This is a genomic window from Streptomyces sp. NPDC001599 (assembly GCF_042893535.1).
Taxonomy (GTDB): domain Bacteria; phylum Actinomycetota; class Actinomycetes; order Streptomycetales; family Streptomycetaceae; genus Streptomyces.
The window spans coordinates 570,281-593,612 of record NZ_JBIAVA010000002.1; the positions used below are offsets into that span (position 1 = coordinate 570,281).

The window sequence follows — 23,332 nt, forward strand, 5'->3', positions numbered from 1 at the left end:
CAGTTGTGGTTTTTCTGGGGAGATTTCCCGCGGGGATCATCGCACGGGAAGTGGCGGCCAAGGAGTGAAGGGAAAATGAACGGAAGGGGGCAGGGGGCGCGAAGGATTCCACGTTCATGTTCCCGACACCGGACATCCTCTCAGCGTTTCACCGACCGTCGAATACTGCGCGCCCGGCGTACGACCCTGCGTGCCGTGGCATTGCGCGGCAGGAATGCCAGCCGCTCCGGAATTCCGCCGGGCAGCCCCAACGACGTGAGCCGCCGCTTCTTGAAGTACCGCCGGGTGCGGGCGTCGAGACTGCTGCGCAGATACTCCTCGGCGGCCGGCCGCAGCTCCGGCAGGATCTTGGCCTGCATCGCGAAACCGACCGCCCGCACCAGCGCCGCCAGGGCCCCGGTGTCCAGGCCCGGACGCCGCTCGGCGACGGCCTCGGCGTCGTCCGGCTCGGGCAGCAGCGCGTCGACGATGGTGACGGGGACGCGGTTGCTGTTCTCGTACGGCGTCAGCCGGTCCAGCAGGAGCTCGGTGCCGACCCGGGCGACCGGCAGGCGGTACAGGGTGGACGCGGTGAGCAGGGCCGTGGAGAAGCAGCCGACGACCAGCGCCGGACGCATCCGCTGGTACAGCACCTCCGCCAGGACCGGCGTGTCCAGCACGGTGAGGTCGACACCGAGCCGCTCCGCCTCCTGCTCCAGGGAGCGGATGAAGCGCGCCGGGGCCGTGGGATGCGGCTTGAACACCACACGGGTGTGCCCGAGCCCGACGGCGCCCGTCAGCATCCGCACGTGCAGGGCCTCCTCCTCCTCGGCGGACAGGATGCCCAGCGCCGACAGGTACTGACCGAGCAGCAGCGCCGGTTCCTCGACGTCCGGCAGACCGGCGCCGGTGCCCGCCAGCTCGGCCAGCACCTTGGTGAACGCCTGGGTCGGCACGATCTCCGGCGCCACGCCGAACTCGGTGAGCAGCAGCGGCGTCAAACCCGGCACCAGGTCGAGGTGGAGCAGCCGCGTCACGCGCGTGCCGACCAGCGGGTCGAGCTTGTTGCGCGTGGGTCCGTAGCTCATCAGACCGTCCGCGTAGACGGTCAGCGGCGCGTCGGTGAAGATCTGCGCCACGCCCAGCGCCGGGTGCACCTGGATCGACTCCACGACGAGCTCCACGTCGTCGTCGCCGAGCCCCCAGGCCAGCCGCAGATACCGCTCCCACATCGGCGCGTCGTCCACTCGCGGCGACCAGCCGCCCGGATGGAAGGGGAAGATCGTCTCGTTCCACGACACCACGTCGTCGAACCGCGACCGCAGCTGCTCGAATCCGGGCATCTCGTCCACGGCGGGCGTCGTCTCGGGCGTCGCCGCGTTGTTGGAGACCAGCAGGATCCGCCGGTCGGACGCGTCGAAGCAGCCCGAGTCCAGGGCCGCGGCGAGCGTGGCCGTGCCGTACAGCGTCGACGCCAGGAAGATCTGCGTGCTCACGCGGCCACCCCCGCGCCCGCGCCCGCGACCGCACGCCGGCGCAGCCGCCGCAGCCGGGTGGCGCGCTCGGTGTCCATCGAGCCGAGCACCTGGTCGAGCGCGTCCTGCGGCATCCGCCGCAGCGCGGCGGCGCTCATCGCCTTCAGTTTGCGGGCCACGGCAGGCTCGAACCTTTCGATGGAACCGAGATGGTGGGAAATGATCGCGCAGTACGTGCGCACGGCCTTCGGGAGCAGACCGGCGGCGTCGGGGTCGGCGGCCGTCCCCGCGACGACCTCGTCGAAGGCGCGGAGGAAGTCCAGCTGGCGGACGTCCCCGATCTGGGTGAGCGAGGACGCCACACCGCGCCGGTAGAAGACCCCGAGCAGTCCGGTCACCGCGAAGGACTCCGCCTCCCGGTGCAGCTTCCAGATCCACGGCCGGTCCTCGGCCGTGCGCAGCCCGTCGGTGAAGTGCAGCAGGCCCCGCTCGACCAGCCGGCGGTGGTAGATCCCGGCCCAGGCGTAGGCGTAGTCGACGGAGGTGGACCGGTGGGCGGGCAGGATCGCGTCCCGCGGACGCAGGACCACGCCCCGGCGGCCGTGCGGCACCCGGTACACGGTGCGGGCCCGTGCCGTGCACTGGACGTGGTCGGTGCGCACGAAGTCGCAGCCCAGCCCCTCGATCGTGGCGACCAGCCGGTCGTAGTGGCCGGGCGCCAGCCAGTCGTCGCCGTCGAGGAAGGTGAGGTACTCGCCGCGCGCCCGGTCGATGCCGGTGTTGCGGGCGGTCGCCAGGCCGCCGTTCCGCTCGTGTCGGACCAGGACCGCCCCGGGCAGCTCGTGCTCCGCGCGCGCGAGGATGTCCGCGGTCCCGTCGGTCGAGCAGTCGTCGACGAGAATGAATTCGAAGTCGTCCCGCGCGTTCGCGCGCAGACTCCGCAGGGTGTCGGGTGCGTATTGCCGCACGTTGTAGAACGGCACGATGACGGAGAGAGTTGGCACGTGGGGAACGTTAGGCGGGGCCCCGGCATGCGGCTTTACCCGTGGCTTGATACGAGGTGAACGAGGCGTGGCGAAGCGGTGAAGCGGGTGCTTTTCCGCGGCCCGGACAGGCCGATTCCCCATTCGGCGATGTGCTGTTCACCCTTTGTTGGATTCCGGTTGGGCGGTTCCTAGAAATGGCTTCCTAGCGTCTACGGCGTGCCAGCAAGTGCAACGAAGGCCCTGCGAGTCGCCGTCCTGGCGGACTCCGACACCCGGTGGAAATGGGGCGCGCTCACCGCGACCCGCGTCCGCCCCGGGGACACGGAGATCCACCTCGACGGCTACCTCCTGCGCGGCCGAGCCACCCCCACCGCCCGCCAGCTGCGGGAGGTCGGCGTCAGCGCGGACTCGCTCCGCGAGGTGACCGCCGTCGAGTTCCTGCGCGCCATGGACGGCGCGCGGGGCGAGGACTCCTACGACATCCTCGTCCTCGCCCTGGTCGGCGGCGGTGTCCAGGCGATGCTGCACGGGCTCGGCCGGGTCTGGCAGGACCGCGCCGAACGGCCCGTGGTCGTCACCGGCTACGTCGGCGTCGTCTACGAGAAGCTCGCCGACGGCCTGCTGCTGCGCCACGGCGCCGACCTCGTGCTCGCCAACTCCCGCCAGGACGCGGAGCGTTTCCGCGCCGTGTACGAGGGGGTCGGCGCCGACGCCGCAGCGGTGACCGAGGTCGCCCTGCCCTTCCTGGGCGGGGCCGCCTACGCCGGTGAGCCGGGCGACGGGGGCGACCGCCCCTACACCGTGGTCTTCGCCGCGCAGCCCTCCGTGCCGGACAGCCGCAGGGACCGTACGTACCTCCTCGAACGGCTGATCGGCCACGCCCGGCTGCACCCCGAGCGCGAGGTGCTGCTCAAGCTGCGCTCCAGGCCCGGCGAACACACCACGCACATCGAGGAGCTGCCCTACCAGAAGCTGGTGCAGCGGGCCGACCCGCCGCCCAACTTCCGCCTGGTGTACGGCCACATGGGCGAGGTCCTGGACCGCACCGACCTCCTGGTCACGATCAGCTCCACGGCGGCCCTGGAATCCCTGCACCGCCGCATCCCCACCGTCGTCCTCAGCGACCTCGGGGTGCGCGAGGCGCTCGGCAACCACCACTTCGTGGGCTCCGGCTGCCTCGCCTCCTGGGACCAGCTCGACGCCGGCCACCGCCCCGCCCCCGACCCCGAGTGGGTCGCCCGGCAGGGCGTGGCGGCGGACGGCGGCTACGAGACGGCCTTCGACAAGGCCCGCGCCCGCATCGCCGCCCTGCTGGTCCGGCCCGGCGGACTGCCGCCCCTCGCCCCCTACTACACCCTCGCCACCGCCCCCGGCTACCTCCCCGGCATCCTCGCCCGCCACCACCTCGCCCCCGACGGCACGCCGCTGCCCGGCGCCCCGGCCGCCGACCGCGCGCCCGGCCCGGTGCGCCAGGTCGTCCGCCGCGCGGCCCGCGGCGCCTACCGACACGGCGTCCAGCGCGTCGCCCCGGTGATCCGCCGGATGGGGGAGCTGTGACGACCCCGATCCCCGCCCCGGCCCCGGCACCCGCGTCGGTCCCGATCCCCGGCCCGGCCCTGGCACCCGCGTCGGTCCCGATCCCCGGCCCGGCCCTGGCACCCGCGTCGGTCCCGATCCCCGGTCCGGCTCCGGCATCCGCGTCGGTCCCGACCTCCGGTCCGGCTCCGGCATCCGCGTCGGTCCCGACCTCCGGCCCGGCCCCGGCACCTGGGCCGGTCCTGGTTCCCGGTCCGGTCCTGATTCCCGGTCCGGCCTCGGGGTGCGGGTCCGTTCCGGCGTCCGGGTCCGCCTCGGCGCCCGGGGCGGCTCCGGCGGGCGGGTCGGTTCCGGTCCTCGGGGGCGGCGCAGTTTCCGGGCCCGTCCCGGCACCCGAGACCCCTGCGGTCCCGTCCGCGGCGTCCGCGGTCCCCGCGACACCTGCGCAAGGAGCAGTTCCCATGTCCAACAGTCAAGCGAGTCCGGGCGCTTCGGTGCGCCGGGTGCTCGCCGTGATTCCCGCCCGCGGTGGCTCCAAGGGAGTGCCCGCGAAGAACCTCGCCCCCGTCGGCGGCGTCCCGCTGGTGGTCCGCGCGGTGCGCGAGTGCCTGGCCGCCCGCCTCGTGACGGACGTCGTCGTCTCCACCGACGACCAGGCCATCGCCGCGGCGGCCCGCGAGGCCGGCGCCGAGGTGGTGCTGCGCCCCGCCGCCATCGCCGGGGACACGGCCACCTCCGAGGCCGCCGTGCTGCACGCCATGGACGCCCACGAGGCCCTGCACGGCGCCGCCGTCGACGTGGTGCTGCTCGTCCAGTGCACCAGCCCCTTCCTCGTCCGCGAGGACGTCGACGGGGTGGCCGGCGCGGTCGCCGAGGACGGCGCGGACACGGCCGTCACCGTCGCCCCCTTCCACGGCTTCGTCTGGCGGGACGGCGCCGACGAGCCGGGCGGGGCCGACGGCGGCCACGGCGTCAACCACGACAAGGCCTACCGCCCCCGCCGCCAGGACCGCCCCCAGGACCTGCTGGAGACCGGCGCCGCCTACGCCATGGCCGCCCCCGGCTTCCGCAAGCACCAGCACCGCTTCTTCGGCCGCACCGAACTGGTCCGCACCGACCCGGCCCGCGTCCTGGAGGTCGACGACCCGCACGACCTGGCCCGCGCCCGCGCCCTCGCGCCGCACTTCGACGGGGCCCGGCCCGCTGCCCTGCCGACCGCGGCCGACATCGACGCGGTCGTCCTCGACTTCGACGGCACCCAGACCGACGACCGGGTGCTGATCGACTCCGACGGACGGGAGTTCGTCTCCGTGCACCGCGGCGACGGACTCGGCATCGCCGCCCTGCGCCGCAGCGGCCTGACGATGCTGATCCTGTCCACGGAGGTGAACCCGGTCGTCGCCGCCCGCGCACGCAAGCTCAAGCTCCCCGTGCTGCACGGCATCGACCGCAAGGACCTCGCCCTCAAGCAGTGGTGCGAGGAACAGGGCATCGCGCCCGAACGCGTCCTCTACGTCGGCAACGACGTCAACGACCTCCCGTGCTTCGCCCTCGTCGGCTGGCCCGTGGCGGTCGCGAGCGCCCACGGCGCCGTACGCGGCGCGGCCCGCGCGGTCACCACCGTCCCCGGCGGCGAAGGCGCCGTACGGGAGATCGCGACCTGGCTCCTGGGTCCGTCCCTGGACGCCCTCGACCCCGCTGTCGAAACCACCCCCACGCTCACCCAGTCCAAGTAAGGAACCCCCTGCCATGAGCACCAACTCCCGCATCCGCACCTTCGGCACCCGCGAGGCCGGTCCCGGCCGCCCCGTCTACGTCACCGGCGAGATCGGCATCAACCACAACGGCGAGCTGGAGAACGCGTTCAAGCTGATCGACGCCGCCGCCGAGGCCGGCTGCGACGCCGTCAAGTTCCAGAAGCGCACCCCGGAGATCTGCACCCCGCGCGACCAGTGGGACATCGAGCGCGACACCCCCTGGGGCCGGATGACGTACATCGACTACCGCCACCGTGTGGAGTTCGGCGAGGACGAGTACCGCCAGATCGACGAGTACTGCAGGACCAAGAACATCGACTGGTTCGCCTCCCCGTGGGACACCGAGGCCGTCGCCTTCCTGGAGAAGTTCGACGTCCCCGCCCACAAGGTCGCCTCCGCCTCCCTGACCGACGACGAGCTGCTGCGCGCCCTGCGCGCCACGGGCAAGACGGTCATCCTCTCCACCGGCATGTCCACCCCGAAGCAGATCCGCCACGCCGTCGAGGTCCTGGGCAGCGACAACATCCTCATGTGCCACGCCACGTCGACGTACCCGGCGCAGGCCGAGGAGCTGAACCTCCGCGTCATCAACACCCTCCAGCAGGAGTTCCCGAACGTCCCGATCGGCTACTCCGGCCACGAGACCGGCCTGCAGACCACGCTGGCCGCCGTCGCCCTCGGCGCCACCTTCGTCGAGCGCCACATCACCCTCGACCGCGCCATGTGGGGCTCCGACCAGGCCGCCTCCGTCGAGCCGCAGGGCCTGACCCGCCTGGTGCGCGACATCCGCACCATCGAGGCCTCCCTCGGCGACGGCGTCAAGAAGGTCTACGACTCGGAGCTCGGCCCGATGAAGAAGCTGCGCCGCGTCACCGGCGTCGTCGCCGAGGCGGAGATCGCCGCCGCCGCGGGCGAGCCCGTCACCGTCTGATCCCCGGCCACCGAGTCACTCACCACGGGACGGTCCCCCACCGATGAGCCCCCGCGCCGGGAACGCCGGCCCCCGTACTCTCGCCTTCGTCGAGAGCCCGGTACAACTGCTGAACGTGCTGGAGTGGGCGCACACCCGCGCACCCGGCGCGGAGCTCACCCTCGTGGTCCTCTCGCCCGTCGACCCGATGACCCGCGGCCAGCTGCGCCGCATGGCGGAACTGGCCCGCAAGGAGGGCCACGAGATCCGCTGGGAGGAGGCGCGCGGCGGTGCCACCGCCCCCTTCCGCACGGTCGGCGGCCTGACCACCGCGCTGCGCCAGGCGGACCGGATCGTCATGGGCGACCCGTTCTCCCGCTACGTACAACTGCTCCTCACCATCACCCGCGCCCACGACCTCGTCGTCGTCGACGACGGCACGGCCACGATGGAGTTCGTCACCCAGCTGGCCCACGGCGAACGCCTGGTGCGCTGGCACCGCAAGGGCAGCCGCCCCGGACCGCGCGACCTGCTCTTCGCCCCGGTCTCCCGGTCCGCCCGCCACCGCCTCACCCCGACCCCGGACCGGCAGGTGTCGGTCTTCTCCTCCATGCCCATCGAGGACGTCCCCGAAGGCGTCACCGTCACCGCGAACGACTTCGCCTGGACCAGGTCCCGCTTCGGCCCGCCCCGCATCACCAAGGGCGCCGACATGGTCGGCACCTCCCTGGTGGAGACCGGCGTCGTCGACGCCGACCGCTACGTGGACGCCGTAGGCGCCCTGGCGAAGAGCCATGGGGCGGCCCGCTACTTCGCCCACCGCCGCGAGAGCGCCGTGAAGCTGCACCGGCTGGCCGTGGAGACCGGCCTGCAGATCGTCCGCCCCGACCTCCCGCTGGAGCTGATCGCCCGCCGCGGCCCGATCGGCCGCACCATCCTCAGTTTCCCCTCCACCGTCGTCCACACCCTCCCGCTGGCCCTGGCCGGCACCGAGGTCCGCGTCTCCGTCTGCGACATCGACCCCGCCTGGCTCACCGAGACGGCCTCACCGCGGGCCCGCGGATTCCTGAGCGGCGTCACCGGCTCGGCACGGGACGTGCACCGGCTGTCGGCGGTGGCGGGCGCCGGGTAGGGCGCGTGGAGCGGGCCACGCGTGGTAACCGTGGGGAAGAGGACGGGTGCCGTGGAGCGGTCGGGCCGCTCCCGGTGATCTCATGATCGGCTCGGCCGGAAAGGCGGCCAAGTTTACCCAAGCGAGACGATGGCTATGCGTGGGGCGGCCGAGTTTTCTTACCCTAACGGGCTGAATTTTGTTGATCGTGGGTCCATCGATCGCCCGGGAGCCCTACGCTGCAAAGGGTGAACGTGTTGATGTCCCCAGAGTCCGAGGCCGACACTCCCGGTGAAGCCGCGCTGCCCGGCACCTTGCCCGACGCGCTGCGCGCGGAGCTCGTGGCCTTCCGCCGCGACCTCCACATGCACCCCGAGCTGGGCAACCAGGAGTTCCGCACCACCGCCGCGATCAAGGAACGGCTGGAGCGGGCCGGCCTCAAGCCGCGCGTACTGCCCATCGGTACCGGACTCGTCTGCGACATCGGCACCGACTCGGGCCAGTGGTCCGGCGGGCCCCGCATGCTCGCCCTGCGGGCCGACATCGACGCCCTGCCCATCCCCGACACCAAGACCGAGTGCGCCTACCGCTCCCAGGTGCCCGACCGCGCCCACGCCTGCGGGCACGACGTGCACACCACCGTCGTCCTCGGCACCGGCCTCGTCCTCGCCGCCCTGCACGAGCAGGGCCTGCTGCCCCGGCCCGTGCGGCTGGTCTTCCAGCCCGCCGAGGAGGTGCTGCCCGGCGGCGCCGCCGACGCCATCGAGGGCGGTGCGCTCGACGGGGTGCGCCGCATCCTGGCCGTGCACTGCGACCCCCGGGTGGACGCCGGGAAGATCGGGCTCAGGGTCGGCCCCATCACCTCCGCCTGCGACCGGCTGGAGATCGCCCTGAACGGCCCCGGCGGCCACACCGCCCGGCCGCACCTCACCACCGACCTGGTCACCGCCGCAGCCCGCGTGGTCACCGACGTGCCCCCGCTCGTCGCCCGGCGCGTGGACAGCCGCAGCGGGCTCGCCCTGACCTGGGGACGGATCGAGTCCGGCCACGCCCCGAACGTCATCCCGCAGCACGCCGAACTGGCCGGGACCGTGCGCTGCCTCGACCTGGACGCCTGGCGGCAGGCGCCCGACCTGGTGATGGGCGCCATCGACGAGATCGCCGACCTGTACCGGGCCAAGTCCGAGATCACCTACGTCCGCGGCGTCCCCCCGGTCGTCAACGAGGTCACCAGCACCGAGCTGCTCCAGGCCGCCATGGTCGCCCGGCGCGGCACCGACGCCGTCGAGGGCACCGAGCAGAGCCTCGGCGGCGAGGACTTCTCCTGGTACCTGGAGCACGTGCCCGGCGCCATGGCCCGCCTCGGCGTCCGCCCGCCCGGCGAGCGCACGGTCCGCGACCTCCACCAGGGCGACTTCGACGTGGACGAGCACGCCATCACGGTCGGCGTGGAGATGTTCACCGCGGCCGCCCTCATCGACGCCGTGCAGTAGCCGTGACGTAGCGGCACCGGCGGTATCCGGCCAGCGGCACGAATGGATAACGGCGCCGCGCAACCCCGTTCCCAGGAGTTTCTACGCGCGTTACTGTGCGCCGAACCGAGCGCCCGCTGCGGGGCTTTGGAGAATGGGGAACTTCAGATGCGTCGGACATCAAGACTGATCCGCGTCGCGGTGGGGGTCGCGTCGCTCGCACTCGCCGCCACGGCCTGCGGCGGCACCAGCGGCGAAAGCGGCGACGACGGCGGTGACGACAAGGGCCTCGCCATCGCCTACGACGTCGGCGGCAAGGGCGACCAGTCCTTCAACGACGCCGCGTACGCCGGTCTGCAGCGGGCCCAGAAGGAGTTCGGCTACAAGACCGCCGACATCGAGCCCACCGACGGCGAGACGGACGCCGACAAGGAACAGCGCCTGACCTCCCTGGCCAAGCAGGGCTACAACCCGGTGATCGGCGTCGGCTTCGCCTACGGCCCGGCGATGAAGGCCGTCGCCGCCAAGTACCCGGACACCACCTTCGGCATCGTCGACTCCGTGGTCGAGGGCAAGAACGTGGCGTCCCTCGTCTTCGCCGAGAACGAGGCCTCCTACCTGGCCGGCGTCACCGCCGCCAAGGCCACCAAGACCAAGACCGTCGGCTTCGTGGGCGGTGTGGACGTCCCGCTGATCCACAAGTTCGAGGCCGGGTTCGAGCAGGGCGTCAAGGACACCGACCCCAAGGTCAAGGTCATCTCGCAGTACCTCACGCAGACCGCGGAGGAGGGCGGCTTCTCCAGCCCCGACAAGGGCAAGGCCGCCGCCGAGGGTCAGATCGAGAAGAAGGCCGACGTGGTGTACGCGGCGGCCGGTCTCTCCGGTCAGGGCGTGATCGAGGCCGCCGCCAAGGCGAAGATCTGGGCGATCGGCGTCGACTCGGACCAGTACAAGCAGGAGGCCCTCGCCGCCTACAAGGACTCCATCCTGACCTCCGCCCTCAAGGACATCAACGGCGCGGTCTTCGCCCTGGCCAAGTCCGTCGAGGACGGCAAGCCGCTGACCGGCACCCACACCTTCGACCTGAAGTCCGACGGCGTGGGCCTGTCCGACAGCAACCCGAAGTTCGCCGAGGTCCCGGGCGCCAAGGAGGCCGTGGAGAAGGCCAAGGCCGCCATCGTCGACGGCTCCATCAAGGTCGCGACCGAGTAGCCGCACCCCCGCACACACCCGCACGAAGCGGACGGACACCTCCCGGTGCCCGTCCGCTTCCGCGTCCGACGCCCGCCGCCGCCGGGCGTCACCCTCCGCCACCCCCCGTTTGCGTCCGGCAAGCCCCGTACCCCCATTCGCGGGTCCTTGCTCACGGGCGGATAACAAGGTGGACAGAAGGGGTTTTCAGGCAGGTCTACGCGCGTTAATCTGCGGCGAAGCCAGCGCCGCAGCCGAACCGTCCCCGGCGCTTGTACGACAGGAGCACCAGACATGCGCCGGATTTCCCGGATCACGGTCGCAGGCGCAGCGACCGCCTCACTGGCCCTCGCCCTCGCCGCCTGCGGTGGTACCTCGACCGACTCCGGTTCGGAGTCCAAGGGGGACAAGGGTCTCGCCATCGCGTACGACGTCGGCGGCAAGGGCGACCAGTCCTTCAACGACGCCGCGTACGCCGGTCTGGAGCAGGCCAAGAAGGAGTTCGGCTACGAGACGGCCGACGTCGAGCCCACCGACGGCGAGACCGACGCCGACAAGGAGCAGCGGCTGTCCTCGCTGGCGAAGCAGGGTTACAACCCGGTCGTCGGCATCGGCTACGCCTACGCCTCCGCGATGAAGAACGTCGCCGAGAAGTACCCGGACACCACCTTCGGCATCGTCGACGACGCCACGATCGAGGCGAAGAACGTCGCGGACCTGGTCTTCAACGAGCAGGAGGCGTCCTACCTCGCCGGTGTCGCCGCCGCCAAGAGCACCAAGACCAACACGGTCGGCTTCGTGGGCGGTGTGGACGTCCCGCTGATCCACAAGTTCCAGGCCGGCTACGAGCAGGGCGTCAAGGACACCAACCCGAAGATCAAGGTCATCTCGCAGTACCTCACGCAGACCGCGGAGGAGGGCGGCTTCTCCAGCCCCGACAAGGGCAAGACCGCCGCCGAGGGCCAGATCGAGAAGAAGGCCGACGTCGTGTACGCGGCGGCCGGCCTCTCCGGTCAGGGCGTGATCGAGGCCGCCGCCGCCAACAAGGTCTGGGCGATCGGCGTCGACTCCGACCAGTACAAGCAGGAAGCCCTCGCGAAGTACAAGGACTACATCCTGACTTCGGCCACGAAGGACGTCGCGTCGGCCGTCTACAACCTTTCGAAGTCGGTCGAGGACGGCAAGCCGGAGACCGGTATCGTTCGGGGCGATCTGAAGTCCGGCGAGGTCGGTCTCTCGGACTCCAACCCGAAGTTCGCGGACGACGCCGAGCTCCAGGCAGCCATCAAGACGGCCAAGGAGAAGATCATCAACGGCGAGATCAAGGTCAAGAGCAGCTGAACGGCTGAGTAGCACCAGCAACACCTCGAACAGCGTGTAACCGCGCCGGCCCGGCCGCACGGCGGGGTACGGGGAGAGCGTCCTCGAAGTCGCCCTCCCCGTACCCCGTCGCGTCGATGTGCCGCCGCTTTTAGATGCCGTAGGGGCGCTACGCGCGTAGACGGCCCCCGTCCCCAGGAGAGTGCGCCATCAACGCGTCCAGCAGCCCTCCGGCCGGAGCGGCGGTCAACGATTCGGTGACCGCCGTCGAACTCGCCGGGATCACCAAGCGTTTCCCCGGAGTCGTGGCCAACCACGACATCCACCTCACCGTCCGCAAGGGCACCGTCCACGCCCTCGTCGGCGAGAACGGCGCCGGCAAGTCCACGCTGATGAAGATCCTCTACGGCATGCAGAAGCCGGACGAGGGCACCATCGCGGTGGACGGCGAGAAGGTGGCCTTCTCCTCGCCCGCCGACGCGATCGTCCGCGGCATCGGCATGGTCCACCAGCACTTCATGCTCGCCGACAACCTCACGGTCCTGGAGAACGTGGTCCTCGGCAGCGAGAAGCTCTACGGCATCGGCGCCAGGGCCCGCCGCAAGATCAAGGAGCTGTCCGAGCGCTACGGCCTCGGCGTGCGCCCCGACGTCCTGGTCGAGGAGCTGGGCGTCGCCGCCCGCCAGCGCGTGGAGATCCTCAAGGTTCTCTACCGCGGCGCCCGCACGCTGATCCTCGACGAGCCCACGGCCGTCCTGGTGCCGCAGGAGGTGGACGCCCTCTTCGACAACCTGCGCGAGCTGAAGGCCGAGGGCCTGTCCGTCATCTTCATCTCCCACAAGCTGGGCGAGGTCCTCTCGGTCGCCGACGAGATCACCGTCATCCGCCGCGGCACGACGGTCGGCACGGCCGTCCCCGCCGAGACCACGCCCCGCCAGCTCGCCGAGCTGATGGTCGGCAGCGAGCTGCCCACCCCCCAGACGGCGGAGTCCACGGTCACCGACCGCGCGGTCCTCACCGTCGACACGCTGCGCCTGTCCGCGCCCAGCGGCAAGGCGCTGCTCGACGACATCTCCTTCACCATCCACGCCGGTGAGATCCTCGGCATCGCCGGTGTCGAGGGCAACGGCCAGACCGAGCTGGTCGACGCGCTCATCGGGCTGCGCCACGCCGACTCCGGCACCATCCGCTTCCTCGACCAGGACATCACCGCGCTGCCCACCCGCAAGCGCCGCGAGCAGGGCGTCGGCTACATCCCCGAGGACCGCCACCGCCACGGGCTGCTCCTGGAGGCCCCCCTCTGGGAGAACCGCATCCTCGGCCACGTCACCGAGAAGCCCAACAGCAAGGGCGTCTGGCTGGATCTCAAGAGCGCCCAGCAGGACACCCGCCGCATCGTCGAGACGTACGACGTCCGGACCCCCGGCATCGACGTCACCGCGGCCTCGCTCTCCGGCGGCAACCAGCAGAAGCTGATCGTCGGCCGCGAGATGAGCCACAAGCCGCGCTTCCTCATCGCCGCCCACCCCACCCGCGGCGTGGACGTCGGCGCGCAGGCGGCGATCTGGGACCACATCCGCGAGGCCCGCCGCGAGGGTCTCGCCGTGCTGCTGATCTCCGCCGACCTGGACGAGCTGATCGGCCTGTCCGACACCCTCCGGGTGATCTACGACGGCAAGCTGGTCGCGGACGCCGACCCCGCCACCATCACCCCCGAGGCACTCGGCTCGGCGATGACCGGCGCGGCCTCCGGACACCTGGAGGACGAGGAGACCCCCAAGCCGTCCAAGGCGTCGCAGCCGTCCCAGCCGTCCAAGTCGCTCAAGTCCCCCGAGGCCCCTGAGTCCCCCGAGTCTCCGGAAGACGAGGCCCGCTGATGAAGAAGTTCGACAAGGAGCGCGTGCTCCTCGCGGTGGCCGGACCGGTCATCGCGCTCGCCGTGGCCTTCGTGCTCAGCGCGATCGTCCTGATCGCCTCGGGCAAGAACCCGGTCGAACCGTTCGCCCTCATGTTCGAGCAGGCCGGTTTCTCCGACATCCAGGTCCTGATCGTCAACCAGGCGTCGATGTACTACATCGCGGCCCTCGCGGTGGCCATCGGCTTCCGGATGAACCTCTTCAACATCGGCGTCGACGGGCAGTACCAGCTCGCCGCCATGATGGCCGCGATCGTCGGCGCCCACGCCAACCTGCCGGCCGGCCTCCAGGTCCCGCTGCTGCTCCTGACCGCCGTTCTCACCGGCGCGTTCTGGTCCGGCATCGCCGGCGTCCTGAAGATCACTCGGGGTGTCAGCGAGGTCGTCGCGACGATCATGCTCAACTCCATCGCCACCGCCGTCATCGGCTACCTGTGGCTGCCCGACGTCTTCGGCGTCAAGATCGGCAACAACAACACCACCGGCGAGATGCACGAGTCCGGCTGGATCCCCGGCATCGACATGGGCGCGGCCGGTGAGATCTACGGCCTGGTCGTCCTCGCCGTACTGCTCGGCATCGGCTACTGGCTGGTCCTCAACCGCACCCGCTTCGGCTTCGACCTGCGCGCCTCCGGCGCCTCCGAGTCCGCCGCCGCGGCCAGCGGTGTCGACCCCAAGCGCATGGTGCTCACCGCGATGCTCATCTCCGGCGGCCTCGCCGGTCTCGCGGGCCTGCCGATCCTGCTCGGCGACACCCACACCTACAGCCTCAACTTCCCCACCGGCATCGGCTTCCTCGGCATCGGCATCGCCCTGCTCGGCCGCAACAGCCCGGTCGGCATCGCCTTCGCCGCCCTGCTGTGGGCCTGGCTCGACAAGGCCTCGCCCGAGCTGGACTTCCACGGCTACGACAAGGAGATCGCGGTCATCATGCAGGGCCTGATCGTCCTCTCGGTCGTCGTCTCCTACGAGGCCGTCCGCGAGTGGGGCCTGCGCCGCCAGCAGCGCCGGGTCGGCGCGGAGCTGGCCGCCGGACACGTCCTGGGCGCCACCGACAACTCGAAGAAGGAGGTGGCCGGCCGATGACCGCTCCGACCACAGCGACCGACGTCAACCAGCCGTCGCTGGAGCACGCACCACGGACCGGCCGCCGCATGTCGTGGCCCGTGCTGCTCCTGGTCATCGCCGGAGCCCTGGCGCTGACCTCGATCGTCCGCCTGATCACCGGCGCCAACGGCATCACCAACGTCAGCCAGATGTCCACCGCCCTCCAGCTCGCCGTCCCGATCGGCCTCGCCGGTCTCGGCGGTCTGTGGGCCGAGCGCGCGGGCGTCGTCAACATCGGCCTCGAAGGCATGATGATCCTCGGCACCTGGTTCGGTGCCTGGGCCGGCTTCCAGTGGGGCCCGTGGACCGGCGTGCTCGTCGGCATCGTCGGCGGCTGCCTCGGCGGTCTGCTGCACGCCATCGTGACGATCACCTTCAACGTCAACCACATCGTCTCCGGTGTGGCCATCAACATCCTCGCCCTCGGCGCCACCCGCTACCTGGCCCCGCTCGCCTTCGAGGGCCACCAGGGCGGCTCGGCCAAGCAGTCCCCGCCGGTCGACTCCCTCGGCCACTTCTCGATCCCGGGCCTGTCGGACTGGCTGGACAGCCTCAACGACCAGCACTGGTTCTTCGTCTCGGACATCGCGGGCCTGCTCGGCGGCCTGGTCACCGACGTCTCCTGGCTCACCCTGATCGCGGTCGCCCTGATCCCCGCCACCTGGTGGATCCTGTGGCGCACCCCGTTCGGCCTGCGCCTGCGCTCCTGCGGCGAGAACCCGATCGCGGCCGAGTCCCTCGGCGTCAACGTCTACAAGTACAAGTACCTCGCTGTGATCATCTCCGGCGGACTGGCCGGTCTCGGCGGCGTCTTCCTGTCCATCGTGGCCAACCCCTTCTACCTGGAGGGCCAGACCAGCGGCCGCGGCTACATCGGCCTCGCGGCGATGATCTTCGGCAACTGGATGCCGGGCGGCCTCGCCATCGGCGCCGGTCTCTTCGGCTACACCGACAGCCTCAACCTGCGCGGCGGCTCCGCCAACGTGCACGCGCTGCTGCTGCTCGGCGCGCTGCTGCTGGTCGCCGGTGCCATCTGGCTGGTGATCCGCAAGAAGTACGTCAAGGCCGCGATCACCTTCGTCGTCGGCGCCCTGGTCTTCGCCTGGTACGCCGGTACCAACGAGGTCCCCAACCAGGTCGTCTCCGCCACGCCGTACGTCGTCACGCTCGTCGTGCTCGCGCTGTCCGCACAACGGCTGCGGATGCCCAAGGCGGACGGCATGCAGTACCGCAAGGGCCAGGGCAAGTGACCGGGGCCGACTGGGAGGAGCTGCGCACGGCGGCCCGGGACGCGATGTCCCGGGCGTACGCCCCCTATTCGGGGTACGCCGTGGGCGCCGCCGCCCTCGTCGACGACGGCCGCACCGTCACCGGCTGCAACGTGGAGAACGCCAGCTACGGCATCGGCCTGTGCGCCGAGTGCGGGCTCGTCTCCCAGTTGCAGGTGACCGGCGGGGGCCGGCTGACGCACTTCGTCTGCGTCGACGGCGAGGGCGCCGTACTCGTCCCCTGCGGCCGCTGCCGCCAGCTCCTGTACGAGTTCGGCGGCCCGGAGCTGCTCCTTGAGACCCCGGAGGGGATCCTGCCCCTGTCCCGGATGCTCCCGCAGGCCTTCGGTCCCGACCACCTCACCAAGTAGTAACTCGCGTTAGGAAAGCCAGACATGGCCATGGACGTCATCTCCGTCATCCGCACCAAGCGGGACCGCGGTGAGCTGAGCGGCGAGCAGATCGACTGGGTCATCGACGCCTACACGCGCGGCGAGGTCGCCGACGAGCAGATGTCGGCCCTCGCCATGGCGATCCTGCTCAACGGCATGAACCGCGGCGAGATCGCCCGCTGGACCGCCGCGATGATCGCCTCGGGCGAGCGCATGGACTTCTCGTCCCTGTCCCGCCCGACCGCCGACAAGCACTCCACGGGCGGCGTCGGCGACAAGATCACCCTGCCCCTCGCGCCCCTGGTGGCGGCCTGCGGCGCGGCCGTCCCGCAGCTCTCCGGCCGCGGCCTCGGCCACACCGGCGGCACCCTGGACAAGCTGGAGTCCGTCCCCGGCTGGCGCGCCCTCCTGTCCAACGAGGAGATGCTGAACGTCCTGGACACCACCGGCGCGGTGATCTGCGCGGCCGGTGACGGTCTCGCCCCCGCCGACAAAAAGCTGTACGCGCTGCGCGACGTCACCGGCACGGTCGAGGCGATCCCGCTGATCGCCTCCTCCATCATGTCGAAGAAGATCGCCGAGGGCACGGGCTCGCTGGTCCTGGACGTGAAGGTGGGCTCCGGCGCCTTCATGAAGACCATCGAGGACGCCCGAGAACTGGCGTCCACGATGGTCGGCCTCGGCACCGACCACGGCGTGAAGACGGTCGCGCTCCTCACCGACATGGCCACCCCCCTCGGCCTGACCGCGGGCAACGCCCTGGAGGTCCGCGAGTCGGTCGAGGTCCTGGCCGGCGGCGGCCCCTCCGACGTGGTCGAGCTGACCCTCGCCCTGGCTCGCGAGATGCTCGACGCCGCGGGCCTGAAGGACGCCGACCCGGCGAAGGCGCTGGCCGACGGCTCCGCGATGGACGTCTGGCGCCGCATGATCGCGGCCCAGGGCGGCGACCCGGACGCCGCGCTGCCCAGGTCGAAGGAGCAGCACGTGGTGAAGGCGGGCGCCTCCGGCGTCCTGACCCGCCTCGACGCCTACGACGTCGGCGTCGCCGCCTGGCGCCTGGGCGCGGGCCGCGCCCGCAAGGAGGACCCGGTGCAGGCCGCCGCGGGCGTCGAGCTCCACGCCAAGCCCGGCGACACGGTCACCGCGGGCCAGCCCCTCCTCACCCTCCACACGGACACCCCGGACCGCTTCGAGTACGCGCTCGCGGCGGTGGAGGGCGCGTACGACGTCGCCCCGGCGGGCACGGACTTCACGGCCTCGCCGGTGGTGCGGGAACGTATCGCCTGACCTGCGGATTCCCCATTCGGGCGAACGGGGCCGGTAGACCAGTGCCGGTCCCGTTCGGCATGCTGGGATCGGTGACGCACCGATAGGAGAACCGCCAGTGCGACACGAAGTCGCTCCACCCAAGTAGATGACCTGCAAGGGGAAGAAGATCATGAGTAGGTCATCCCGGACCAGTGTCCAAGGTCCGTCCCCACTTCCGCATGCGTCGCTGGTAACGGCGGGGTGTGAAGCCGGAAGGGAAAGCTCAAGAGCAGCCCGGCCATCGGGTCGCAACAAGCGAGGGGAAGACCGGACGGGCTAATGAAAATGAACCCTTGAAGAAGTCCCGTAACTCCTGTGCCGCGTCGATGGTGAGCTGTCGGCGGCAGACAGGCCCTGGCGCGGAAGAGCGCACGACGACCCCTGAGGATTGGGGCCGAAGGGGGAGGGCACCGTCGGGCCCGGGATTAAGAGGGAGCCCACCCCGGTCGCATCTTGTGGGAGCGGAACGTGGAAACCCCGTTGGAGCCCGGGAGTTGATCCCGGTAATCCGGAGGTAACGAAGGACCAAGCCTCCAGCGGGACAGGATGATCCGAGAAGCGAACGCCGACAGGGCGAAAGCCCAGAGGAAAAGGACGCGGGGTCCCCAGCCGTGTCCCATAACTCGTCGGATACGAGGCACGATGCCCCGGCCCGAAAGGGAGCCCACGCGGATCAGGTAGGCCCGTGAGGAAGAACTGCGAAGAACCCCGAACCGAAGGGCAAGTTGGATGCCGAAGGCAGGTGTGGCAGTGACCGCTACGGCGGCGCTGCCTCCTACGACGGCGAACGGACCGGAGGACTACGCCCAGACCTGGCACAGCATCGACTGGGCCAAAGCTGAGGCGTCGGTACGGCGACTGAGGCAGCGCATCTTCACAGCCACGCGGGAAGGGGACCTGAAGAAGGTCCGGAACTTGCAGAAGCTCATGCTGCGGTCCCACTCGAACACGCTCGTGAGTGTGAAGCGGGTAACGCAGCAGAGCACAGGCCGTCGGACGGCCGGGATCGATCAGGAACGCGCGCTCACTCCGATCGCGCGAGGACGGCTGGCTGCTGAGATGACAGCGGAACGCTCCCCTGGAAAACCCCTGCCCGTCCGGCGCGTGTACATTCCCAAGGCCAACGGAAAGCAGCGACCCTTGGGTATTCCAGTCATCCGTGACCGGGTCCGCCAGGCCCGCGTCAAGAACGCACTGGAACCCGAGTGGGAAGCCCGGTTCGAACAACGAAGCTACGGCTTCCGCCCCGGCCGGGGTTGTCATGACGCGATCGGCGCTATCTACATCGTCGCAGGCCAGAAACGGGCCAAGCGGTTATGGGTGCTCGACGCGGACCTGACGGCGGCGTTCGACCGCATCTCACACGACCACTTGATGAACCTCATCGGGGCCTTCCCTGCACGGGATGCAATCCGAGGATGGCTCAAAGCGGGAGTGATGGACTGCGGACGGCTCTCGCCCACTGAGGAGGGAACTCCTCAGGGCGGTGTCATCAGCCCACTGCTGCTCAACGTGGCCTTGCACGGCATGGAAACGGCAGCCGGGCACCTCGCAGAGGGACGATCCAACAAGTCCCGAAGAGATGCCCCGGTGCTGGTCCGGTACGCAGACGACTTCGCTGTGTTCTGTCACAGTGAAGAAGAGGCGCGCCGGGTCAAGGAGCAGTTGTCTCAATGGATGGTCCCGCGGGGGGTCGCCTTCAACGAGGAGAAGACTTCCGTCATCCACCTTGAAGAAGGTTTCGACTTCCTCGGGTTCAATATCAGGAGATACAACGGCATCCTGCTGATCAAGCCGAGTAAGGCGGCCGTAAGGAGGGTTCGGGAACGGCTCCGCAGTGAAGTGATCGGCCTGAGAGGGGCGAACGCTGCGGCTGTGGTGAGAAAGCTCAACCCGATCATCAAGGGTTGGGCCACCTATTACCGGACGGTGGTGTCCAAGGAGACCTTCAAGTCCCTGGACTTCTACGTGTGGACGCTCACGCAGAAGTGGGTCAAGCACTCCCACCCGAACAAGCCGAAGAGCTGGCGCTTGGCCAAGCACTACGGCGTCTTCAACTCGACCCGGAAGGACCAGTGGGTATTCGGTGACCGGGATACCGGCACCTACCTCTACAAGTTCAACTGGACCAGAATCGTCCGGCACGTGATCGTCAAGGAAGGCAACTCTCCTGACGACCCCTCGCTGGCCGACTACTGGGTGAGTCGCCGTCGCAAGAGGATGCCCGGGACCGCCGACAGGTGGACCATCACCCTCGCATCCCGCCAGAAGGGGATCTGTCCGCTGTGCAAACAGCCGTTGATCCCCGACGCCGAATACTCACCGGACAACCCTCGCGAGTGGGCCGCGTGGTTTTCGGCATCGATGAAGCCGCTGCACAAGCACCACTTCATCTATCGGCGCGACGGCGGCTCGGACGAGCGGACGAACCTTCGCCTCGTACACGCTGACTGCCATCGCCAGCACCACGCCGGCGATCACAGGAAGGCCAGGCAAGATGACCGACCCGCGTGACTCCAGGGGCCCGCTTGAGCCGGATGCGGTGAACAGTCGCACGTCCGGTTCTGAGGGGGCCGGGGGGCGGCAACGCCCTCCGGCTACCCGACTGAGCGCACTCACCGTGAGCCAGGAGCCCGACCAGAACTGGGACGACCTCGTCCGGTTCTGGGAGGAGATGGATTGGCCCGAGGGCAGCAAGGTGGAGATCATCGAGGGGATCATCACCGTGTCACCAGCTCCGGGACTGCCTCACAACGACATCACTGATCGCATTCAGCGCCGTCTGTATGCGGTGATCCCTGACCGGTGGGGGATCTATCAGACTCTCGCGCTTTCGGTGCCGTCCCGCCTCGGGATGCTGATCCCGGATCTCGTGGTGACGCAGTTGCCGGACCACACGGAGTCCGACACCCACATCCCCGCCGCCCTGGCAGAACTCGTCGTCGAGGTCACCTCCAAGTCCAACGCCCGGCACGACCGCATCAGCAAGCCCGCCGCCTACGCCACCGCGGGGATCCCCCTCTACCTCCTCGTCGACCGCTGGGCACCCGGCGGCCCCACCGCGACGCTGTACGGCGAACCGAAGGGTGACGTCTACCGGGTGCTGAGCGCCGCGAAGTTCGGCGACCCCCTCACGCTCCCCGCACCCTTCGACCTGACCATCGACACCGGCGGGTTCCCAGAGGCCTGACTCACCCGAGAACCGCCGCCACCCCCACCAGCACCGGCACGGACACCACCGTCGACACCAGGATCGCGTCCCGCGCCAGCCGCTCGCCGACCCCGTAGGTCGACGCGTACGTGTACAGGTTCTGCGCGGCGGGCAGTGCCGACGTCACCACCACGTCGAGGAGTTGGGGGCCCCGCAGACCGAAGACCCCCGACGCCAGCGCCCAGGCCACCGCCGGCTGGCCCACCGCCTTCAGCGCGACCGCGAGCAGCACCGGCCGCCGTTCCACGCCCCGCAGCGGCATCGTGGAGCCGCACAGGCCGATGCCGAAGGCCAGCAGCACCGCCGGGACCGACATGTTGCCGATCAGCGTCACCGGGTCCATGACCGGGTCGGGCACCTCGAGGCCGCTCGCGGCGACCGCGACCCCGGCGAGTGAGCCCAGCGCTATCGGATTGCGCAGCGGCGTCAGCAGGCGCCGCCACAGGGTGCCCTCGGCGCCCCCGCGCGACAGGTCCAGGATCGTCACCGCCACCGGCGTCACCAGCACCAGCTGGAACAGCAGCACCGGCGCCACCAGCGAGGCGTCGCCCAGGACGTACACGGCGATCGGGATGCCGAGGTTGCCGGAGTTGACGTAGCCGGAGCAGAGCGCGCCGATCGTCGTACGGCCCACGCCCCAGCCCCGTGCGACGCCCACCGCGACGAACGCACCGGCCACCGCCACCGTGGACAGGGCCGTCACCAGCAGCCGGGCGGAGAAGACCACCGACAGGTCGGCCGTCGCGAGCGTGGTGAACAGCAGCGCGGGGGAGGCCACGTGGAAGGCGAGCTTGGTCAGCACCTCGCGGCCCTGGGGACCGAGGTGGCCGCGCAGGCCGAGCACATAGCCCACCCCGATCACCACCGCGATGACCGCGAAGCCGGTCAGCACCCCCTGCACGGCACCTCCTCGCGGACGGAGAGGCGGGTACCGGGCGGCGCGGCGGGGGCGGGAGAGGGTATGTGGGGCATACAGCGAACCCTCTGGTGGAGGGCACGCCCAGGTCAATGTGATCCCCGACGGCCTCGGCACCGATGATTTCCCGGCCGACGCCCGGTCTACCGCACGTGGACGCCGTGACACCCGCCGTACTCGTGCTGCCGGGGCCCGTCTCCCGAGGGGAGACGCCCCGGTTCTGCGACGAGGTGCGCGCGCTGCTGGAAAGCACCCGGGCCGGGGTGGTCGTCTGCGACGTCGGCGGTCTCGGGCCGCCGGGGCTCGCCGTGGTCGACCTGCTGGCCCGACTGGAGCTCACCGCCCGGCGGGCCGGGGGCCGGATCCGGCTGCGCGACCCCGATCCGGCCCTGCACGCCCTACTGGACCTCGTCGGCCTCCGCTTCGAGACGGAGCGGCAGGTCGAACAGCGGGAACCACCGCTTGGTGTCGAGGAAGCAGTGGAACCCGGTGATGCGGCCGTCTGAGATCTCCAGCACCTGGACCGCCCACGGCGCGAAGCCGCCCGCCTCCGGGTCCGGCTTGTAGTGCGCGAAGGCCGGCAGCCCGTTGGCCTCCACCCGCAGCAGCCGGGACCCGGCGCACGCGGCGCCGAGCGTCGTCATGAAGCCGGTGATGTCCGCCGGGCCGGCCAGCCACAGGTCGAACGGCGGCATCGTCATGACGGCGTCCTCGTGCAGCAGTGCCGTCAGCGCCGTCATGTCGTAGCCCTCGAAGGCCGCGACATAGCGCTCCAGGAGCTTCTGCTGCTCCTCGTCCAACGGGTCGGAGACCGCCGCGTCGGCGCCCCGGTCCGCCCGCTCGGCGAGCGTCGCGCGGGCCCGCTGGAGCGCGCTGTTGACGGAGGCGACCGACGTGCCGAGCAGCTCGGCGACCTCGCTCGCCCGCCATGCCAGCACCTCGCGCAGGATCAGCACCGCCCGCTGCTTGGGCGGCAGCTGCTGGAGGGCGGCCATGAAGGCGAGTCGCACGGACTCCTTGGCGACCGCGGCCTCGGCCGGGTCGGCGGTCTGCGGCAGCACGCGGGCGTCCGGCATCGGCTCCAGCCAGGTGTGGTCCGGGCGGGGGGACAGGGCGGCCTGCGCCAGCGGCGTCGAGTCCGTCAGGTCCATCGGACGCGCCCGCTTGTTGCCCGCGGTCAGCATGTCCAGGCAGACGTTGGTCGCGATCCGGTACAGCCAGGAGCGCAGGCTGGAGCGGCCCTCGAACTTGTCGTAGCTCCGCCAGGCGCGGACCAGCGTGTCCTGCACCGCGTCCTCGGCCTCGAAGGAGGAACCGAGCATCCGGTAGCAGTACCCCGTCAGCTCGGGCCGGTGCTTCTCCAGCGCGGAGTCCAGCTCCGTCGTCACGGTGCCGTTGGTCATCGTCCACCCACCCCTGTGGCGTCCCGTCGTGCGCGTCTTCGCGCCTCGCACTTCGGAAGCTACCGCAGGGGACTG

19 protein-coding genes are annotated in these 23,332 nt (G+C 70.6%); 15 read left to right on the forward strand and 4 right to left on the reverse strand.

Features of this window, described 5'->3' with window-relative positions; translation table 11 throughout:
• Positions 1-140 precede the first annotated feature (140 nt).
• Together ACFYZ3_RS07300 and ACFYZ3_RS07305 are read right to left on the reverse strand one after the other, a co-directional pair.
• Complete coding sequence (locus ACFYZ3_RS07300; RefSeq protein WP_388514522.1) at positions 141-1,475, reverse strand: polysialyltransferase family glycosyltransferase; 1,335 nt, start codon at positions 1,473-1,475, stop codon at positions 141-143.
• Positions 1,472-2,458: a glycosyltransferase family 2 protein gene (locus ACFYZ3_RS07305; RefSeq protein ID WP_388514523.1), complete on the reverse strand. Its 987-nt coding sequence runs from the start codon at positions 2,456-2,458 to the stop codon at positions 1,472-1,474. Before ACFYZ3_RS07305 ends, ACFYZ3_RS07300 begins: the two co-directional genes overlap by 4 nt.
• A gap of 198 nt (positions 2,459-2,656) precedes the next feature.
• Here ACFYZ3_RS07305 and ACFYZ3_RS07310 point away from each other — a divergent pair, with 198 nt between their 5' ends.
• From ACFYZ3_RS07310 to ACFYZ3_RS07375, 14 genes are all read left to right on the forward strand, one after another.
• Positions 2,657-3,997, forward strand: a complete 1,341-nt coding sequence (locus ACFYZ3_RS07310; protein ID WP_388514525.1) for a DUF6716 putative glycosyltransferase — start codon at positions 2,657-2,659, stop codon at positions 3,995-3,997.
• 440 nt (positions 3,998-4,437) lie between these two features.
• Positions 4,438-5,712 carry a cytidylyltransferase domain-containing protein gene (locus ACFYZ3_RS07315; protein WP_388514526.1) on the forward strand — a complete coding sequence of 425 codons (1,275 nt, stop codon included), beginning with the start codon at positions 4,438-4,440 and terminating at the stop codon, positions 5,710-5,712.
• Between the two features lie 13 nt (positions 5,713-5,725).
• Positions 5,726-6,664: an N-acetylneuraminate synthase family protein gene (locus ACFYZ3_RS07320; protein WP_388514527.1), complete on the forward strand. Its 939-nt coding sequence runs from the start codon at positions 5,726-5,728 to the stop codon at positions 6,662-6,664.
• 43 nt (positions 6,665-6,707) lie between these two features.
• Positions 6,708-7,775, forward strand: a complete 1,068-nt coding sequence (locus ACFYZ3_RS07325; protein WP_388514529.1) for a hypothetical protein — start codon at positions 6,708-6,710, stop codon at positions 7,773-7,775.
• 239 nt (positions 7,776-8,014) lie between these two features.
• Entirely contained in the window at positions 8,015-9,247 is a 1,233-nt protein-coding gene (locus ACFYZ3_RS07330) for a M20 family metallopeptidase (RefSeq protein WP_388514530.1), read from the forward strand.
• Positions 9,248-9,394: 147 nt separating this feature from the next.
• On the forward strand, positions 9,395-10,438 hold the full coding sequence (locus ACFYZ3_RS07335) for a BMP family protein (RefSeq protein ID WP_388514532.1): 1,044 nt from the start codon (positions 9,395-9,397) through the stop codon (positions 10,436-10,438).
• 273 nt (positions 10,439-10,711) lie between these two features.
• Positions 10,712-11,758, forward strand: a complete 1,047-nt coding sequence (locus tag ACFYZ3_RS07340) for a BMP family protein (RefSeq protein WP_388514534.1) — start codon at positions 10,712-10,714, stop codon at positions 11,756-11,758.
• Positions 11,759-11,994: 236 nt separating this feature from the next.
• The gene (locus tag ACFYZ3_RS07345) at positions 11,995-13,614 is read left to right on the forward strand and encodes an ABC transporter ATP-binding protein (protein ID WP_388514535.1); all 1,620 of its coding nucleotides are present in this window, start codon (positions 11,995-11,997) and stop codon (positions 13,612-13,614) included.
• The gene (locus tag ACFYZ3_RS07350) at positions 13,614-14,738 is read left to right on the forward strand and encodes an ABC transporter permease (RefSeq protein WP_388514537.1); all 1,125 of its coding nucleotides are present in this window, start codon (positions 13,614-13,616) and stop codon (positions 14,736-14,738) included. Before ACFYZ3_RS07345 ends, ACFYZ3_RS07350 begins: the two co-directional genes overlap by 1 nt.
• The gene (locus ACFYZ3_RS07355; protein WP_388514539.1) at positions 14,735-16,009 is read left to right on the forward strand and encodes an ABC transporter permease; all 1,275 of its coding nucleotides are present in this window, start codon (positions 14,735-14,737) and stop codon (positions 16,007-16,009) included. The genes ACFYZ3_RS07350 and ACFYZ3_RS07355 overlap by 4 nt, the downstream gene beginning before the upstream one ends.
• Positions 16,006-16,398 (forward strand): cytidine deaminase, encoded by a 393-nt coding sequence (locus tag ACFYZ3_RS07360; protein ID WP_388514540.1) that lies wholly within the window; start codon positions 16,006-16,008, stop codon positions 16,396-16,398. Before ACFYZ3_RS07355 ends, ACFYZ3_RS07360 begins: the two co-directional genes overlap by 4 nt.
• A gap of 30 nt (positions 16,399-16,428) precedes the next feature.
• Complete coding sequence (locus ACFYZ3_RS07365) at positions 16,429-17,706, forward strand: thymidine phosphorylase (RefSeq protein ID WP_388514862.1); 1,278 nt, start codon at positions 16,429-16,431, stop codon at positions 17,704-17,706.
• Positions 17,707-18,456: 750 nt separating this feature from the next.
• Positions 18,457-20,241 (forward strand): group II intron reverse transcriptase/maturase, encoded by a 1,785-nt coding sequence (ltrA, locus tag ACFYZ3_RS07370; protein ID WP_388514541.1) that lies wholly within the window; start codon positions 18,457-18,459, stop codon positions 20,239-20,241.
• Positions 20,242-20,332: 91 nt separating this feature from the next.
• A complete protein-coding gene (locus ACFYZ3_RS07375) occupies positions 20,333-20,917 on the forward strand; it encodes a Uma2 family endonuclease (protein ID WP_388514863.1) in 585 nt (194 codons plus the stop codon).
• A gap of 1 nt (position 20,918) precedes the next feature.
• Here the strand turns inward: ACFYZ3_RS07375 and ACFYZ3_RS07380 are convergent, their stop codons facing one another.
• The gene (locus ACFYZ3_RS07380; RefSeq protein ID WP_388514543.1) at positions 20,919-21,839 is read right to left on the reverse strand and encodes an AEC family transporter; all 921 of its coding nucleotides are present in this window, start codon (positions 21,837-21,839) and stop codon (positions 20,919-20,921) included.
• A gap of 134 nt (positions 21,840-21,973) precedes the next feature.
• Between ACFYZ3_RS07380 and ACFYZ3_RS07385 the strand changes: the two genes are divergently transcribed.
• Complete coding sequence (locus ACFYZ3_RS07385; protein WP_356860253.1) at positions 21,974-22,360, forward strand: STAS domain-containing protein; 387 nt, start codon at positions 21,974-21,976, stop codon at positions 22,358-22,360.
• On the opposite strand, the gene ACFYZ3_RS07390 is transcribed toward ACFYZ3_RS07385, so the two are convergent.
• Positions 22,253-23,257: a sigma-70 family RNA polymerase sigma factor gene (locus tag ACFYZ3_RS07390; RefSeq protein ID WP_361003328.1), complete on the reverse strand. Its 1,005-nt coding sequence runs from the start codon at positions 23,255-23,257 to the stop codon at positions 22,253-22,255. The genes ACFYZ3_RS07385 and ACFYZ3_RS07390 overlap by 108 nt on opposite strands.
• Positions 23,258-23,332 lie beyond the last annotated feature (75 nt).

Bases quoted from the DNA above. Each gene is read 5' to 3' on its own strand.
- ACFYZ3_RS07340 (WP_388514534.1), top strand. From the start codon at position 10,712: ATGCGCCGGATTTCCCGGATCACGGTCGCAGGCGCAGCGACCGCCTCA.
- ACFYZ3_RS07320 (WP_388514527.1), top strand. From the start codon at position 5,726: ATGAGCACCAACTCCCGCATCCGCACCTTCGGCACCCGCGAGGCCGGT.
- ltrA (WP_388514541.1), top strand. From the start codon at position 18,457: ATGCCGAAGGCAGGTGTGGCAGTGACCGCTACGGCGGCGCTGCCTCCT.
- ACFYZ3_RS07385 (WP_356860253.1), top strand. From the start codon at position 21,974: ATGATTTCCCGGCCGACGCCCGGTCTACCGCACGTGGACGCCGTGACA.
- ACFYZ3_RS07355 (WP_388514539.1), top strand. From the start codon at position 14,735: ATGACCGCTCCGACCACAGCGACCGACGTCAACCAGCCGTCGCTGGAG.
- ACFYZ3_RS07350 (WP_388514537.1), top strand. From the start codon at position 13,614: ATGAAGAAGTTCGACAAGGAGCGCGTGCTCCTCGCGGTGGCCGGACCG.
- ACFYZ3_RS07330 (WP_388514530.1), top strand. From the start codon at position 8,015: ATGTCCCCAGAGTCCGAGGCCGACACTCCCGGTGAAGCCGCGCTGCCC.
- ACFYZ3_RS07365 (WP_388514862.1), top strand. From the start codon at position 16,429: ATGGACGTCATCTCCGTCATCCGCACCAAGCGGGACCGCGGTGAGCTG.
- ACFYZ3_RS07335 (WP_388514532.1), top strand. From the start codon at position 9,395: ATGCGTCGGACATCAAGACTGATCCGCGTCGCGGTGGGGGTCGCGTCG.
- ACFYZ3_RS07325 (WP_388514529.1), top strand. From the start codon at position 6,708: ATGAGCCCCCGCGCCGGGAACGCCGGCCCCCGTACTCTCGCCTTCGTC.
- ACFYZ3_RS07315 (WP_388514526.1), top strand. From the start codon at position 4,438: ATGTCCAACAGTCAAGCGAGTCCGGGCGCTTCGGTGCGCCGGGTGCTC.
- ACFYZ3_RS07390 (WP_361003328.1), bottom strand. From the start codon at position 23,257: ATGACCAACGGCACCGTGACGACGGAGCTGGACTCCGCGCTGGAGAAG.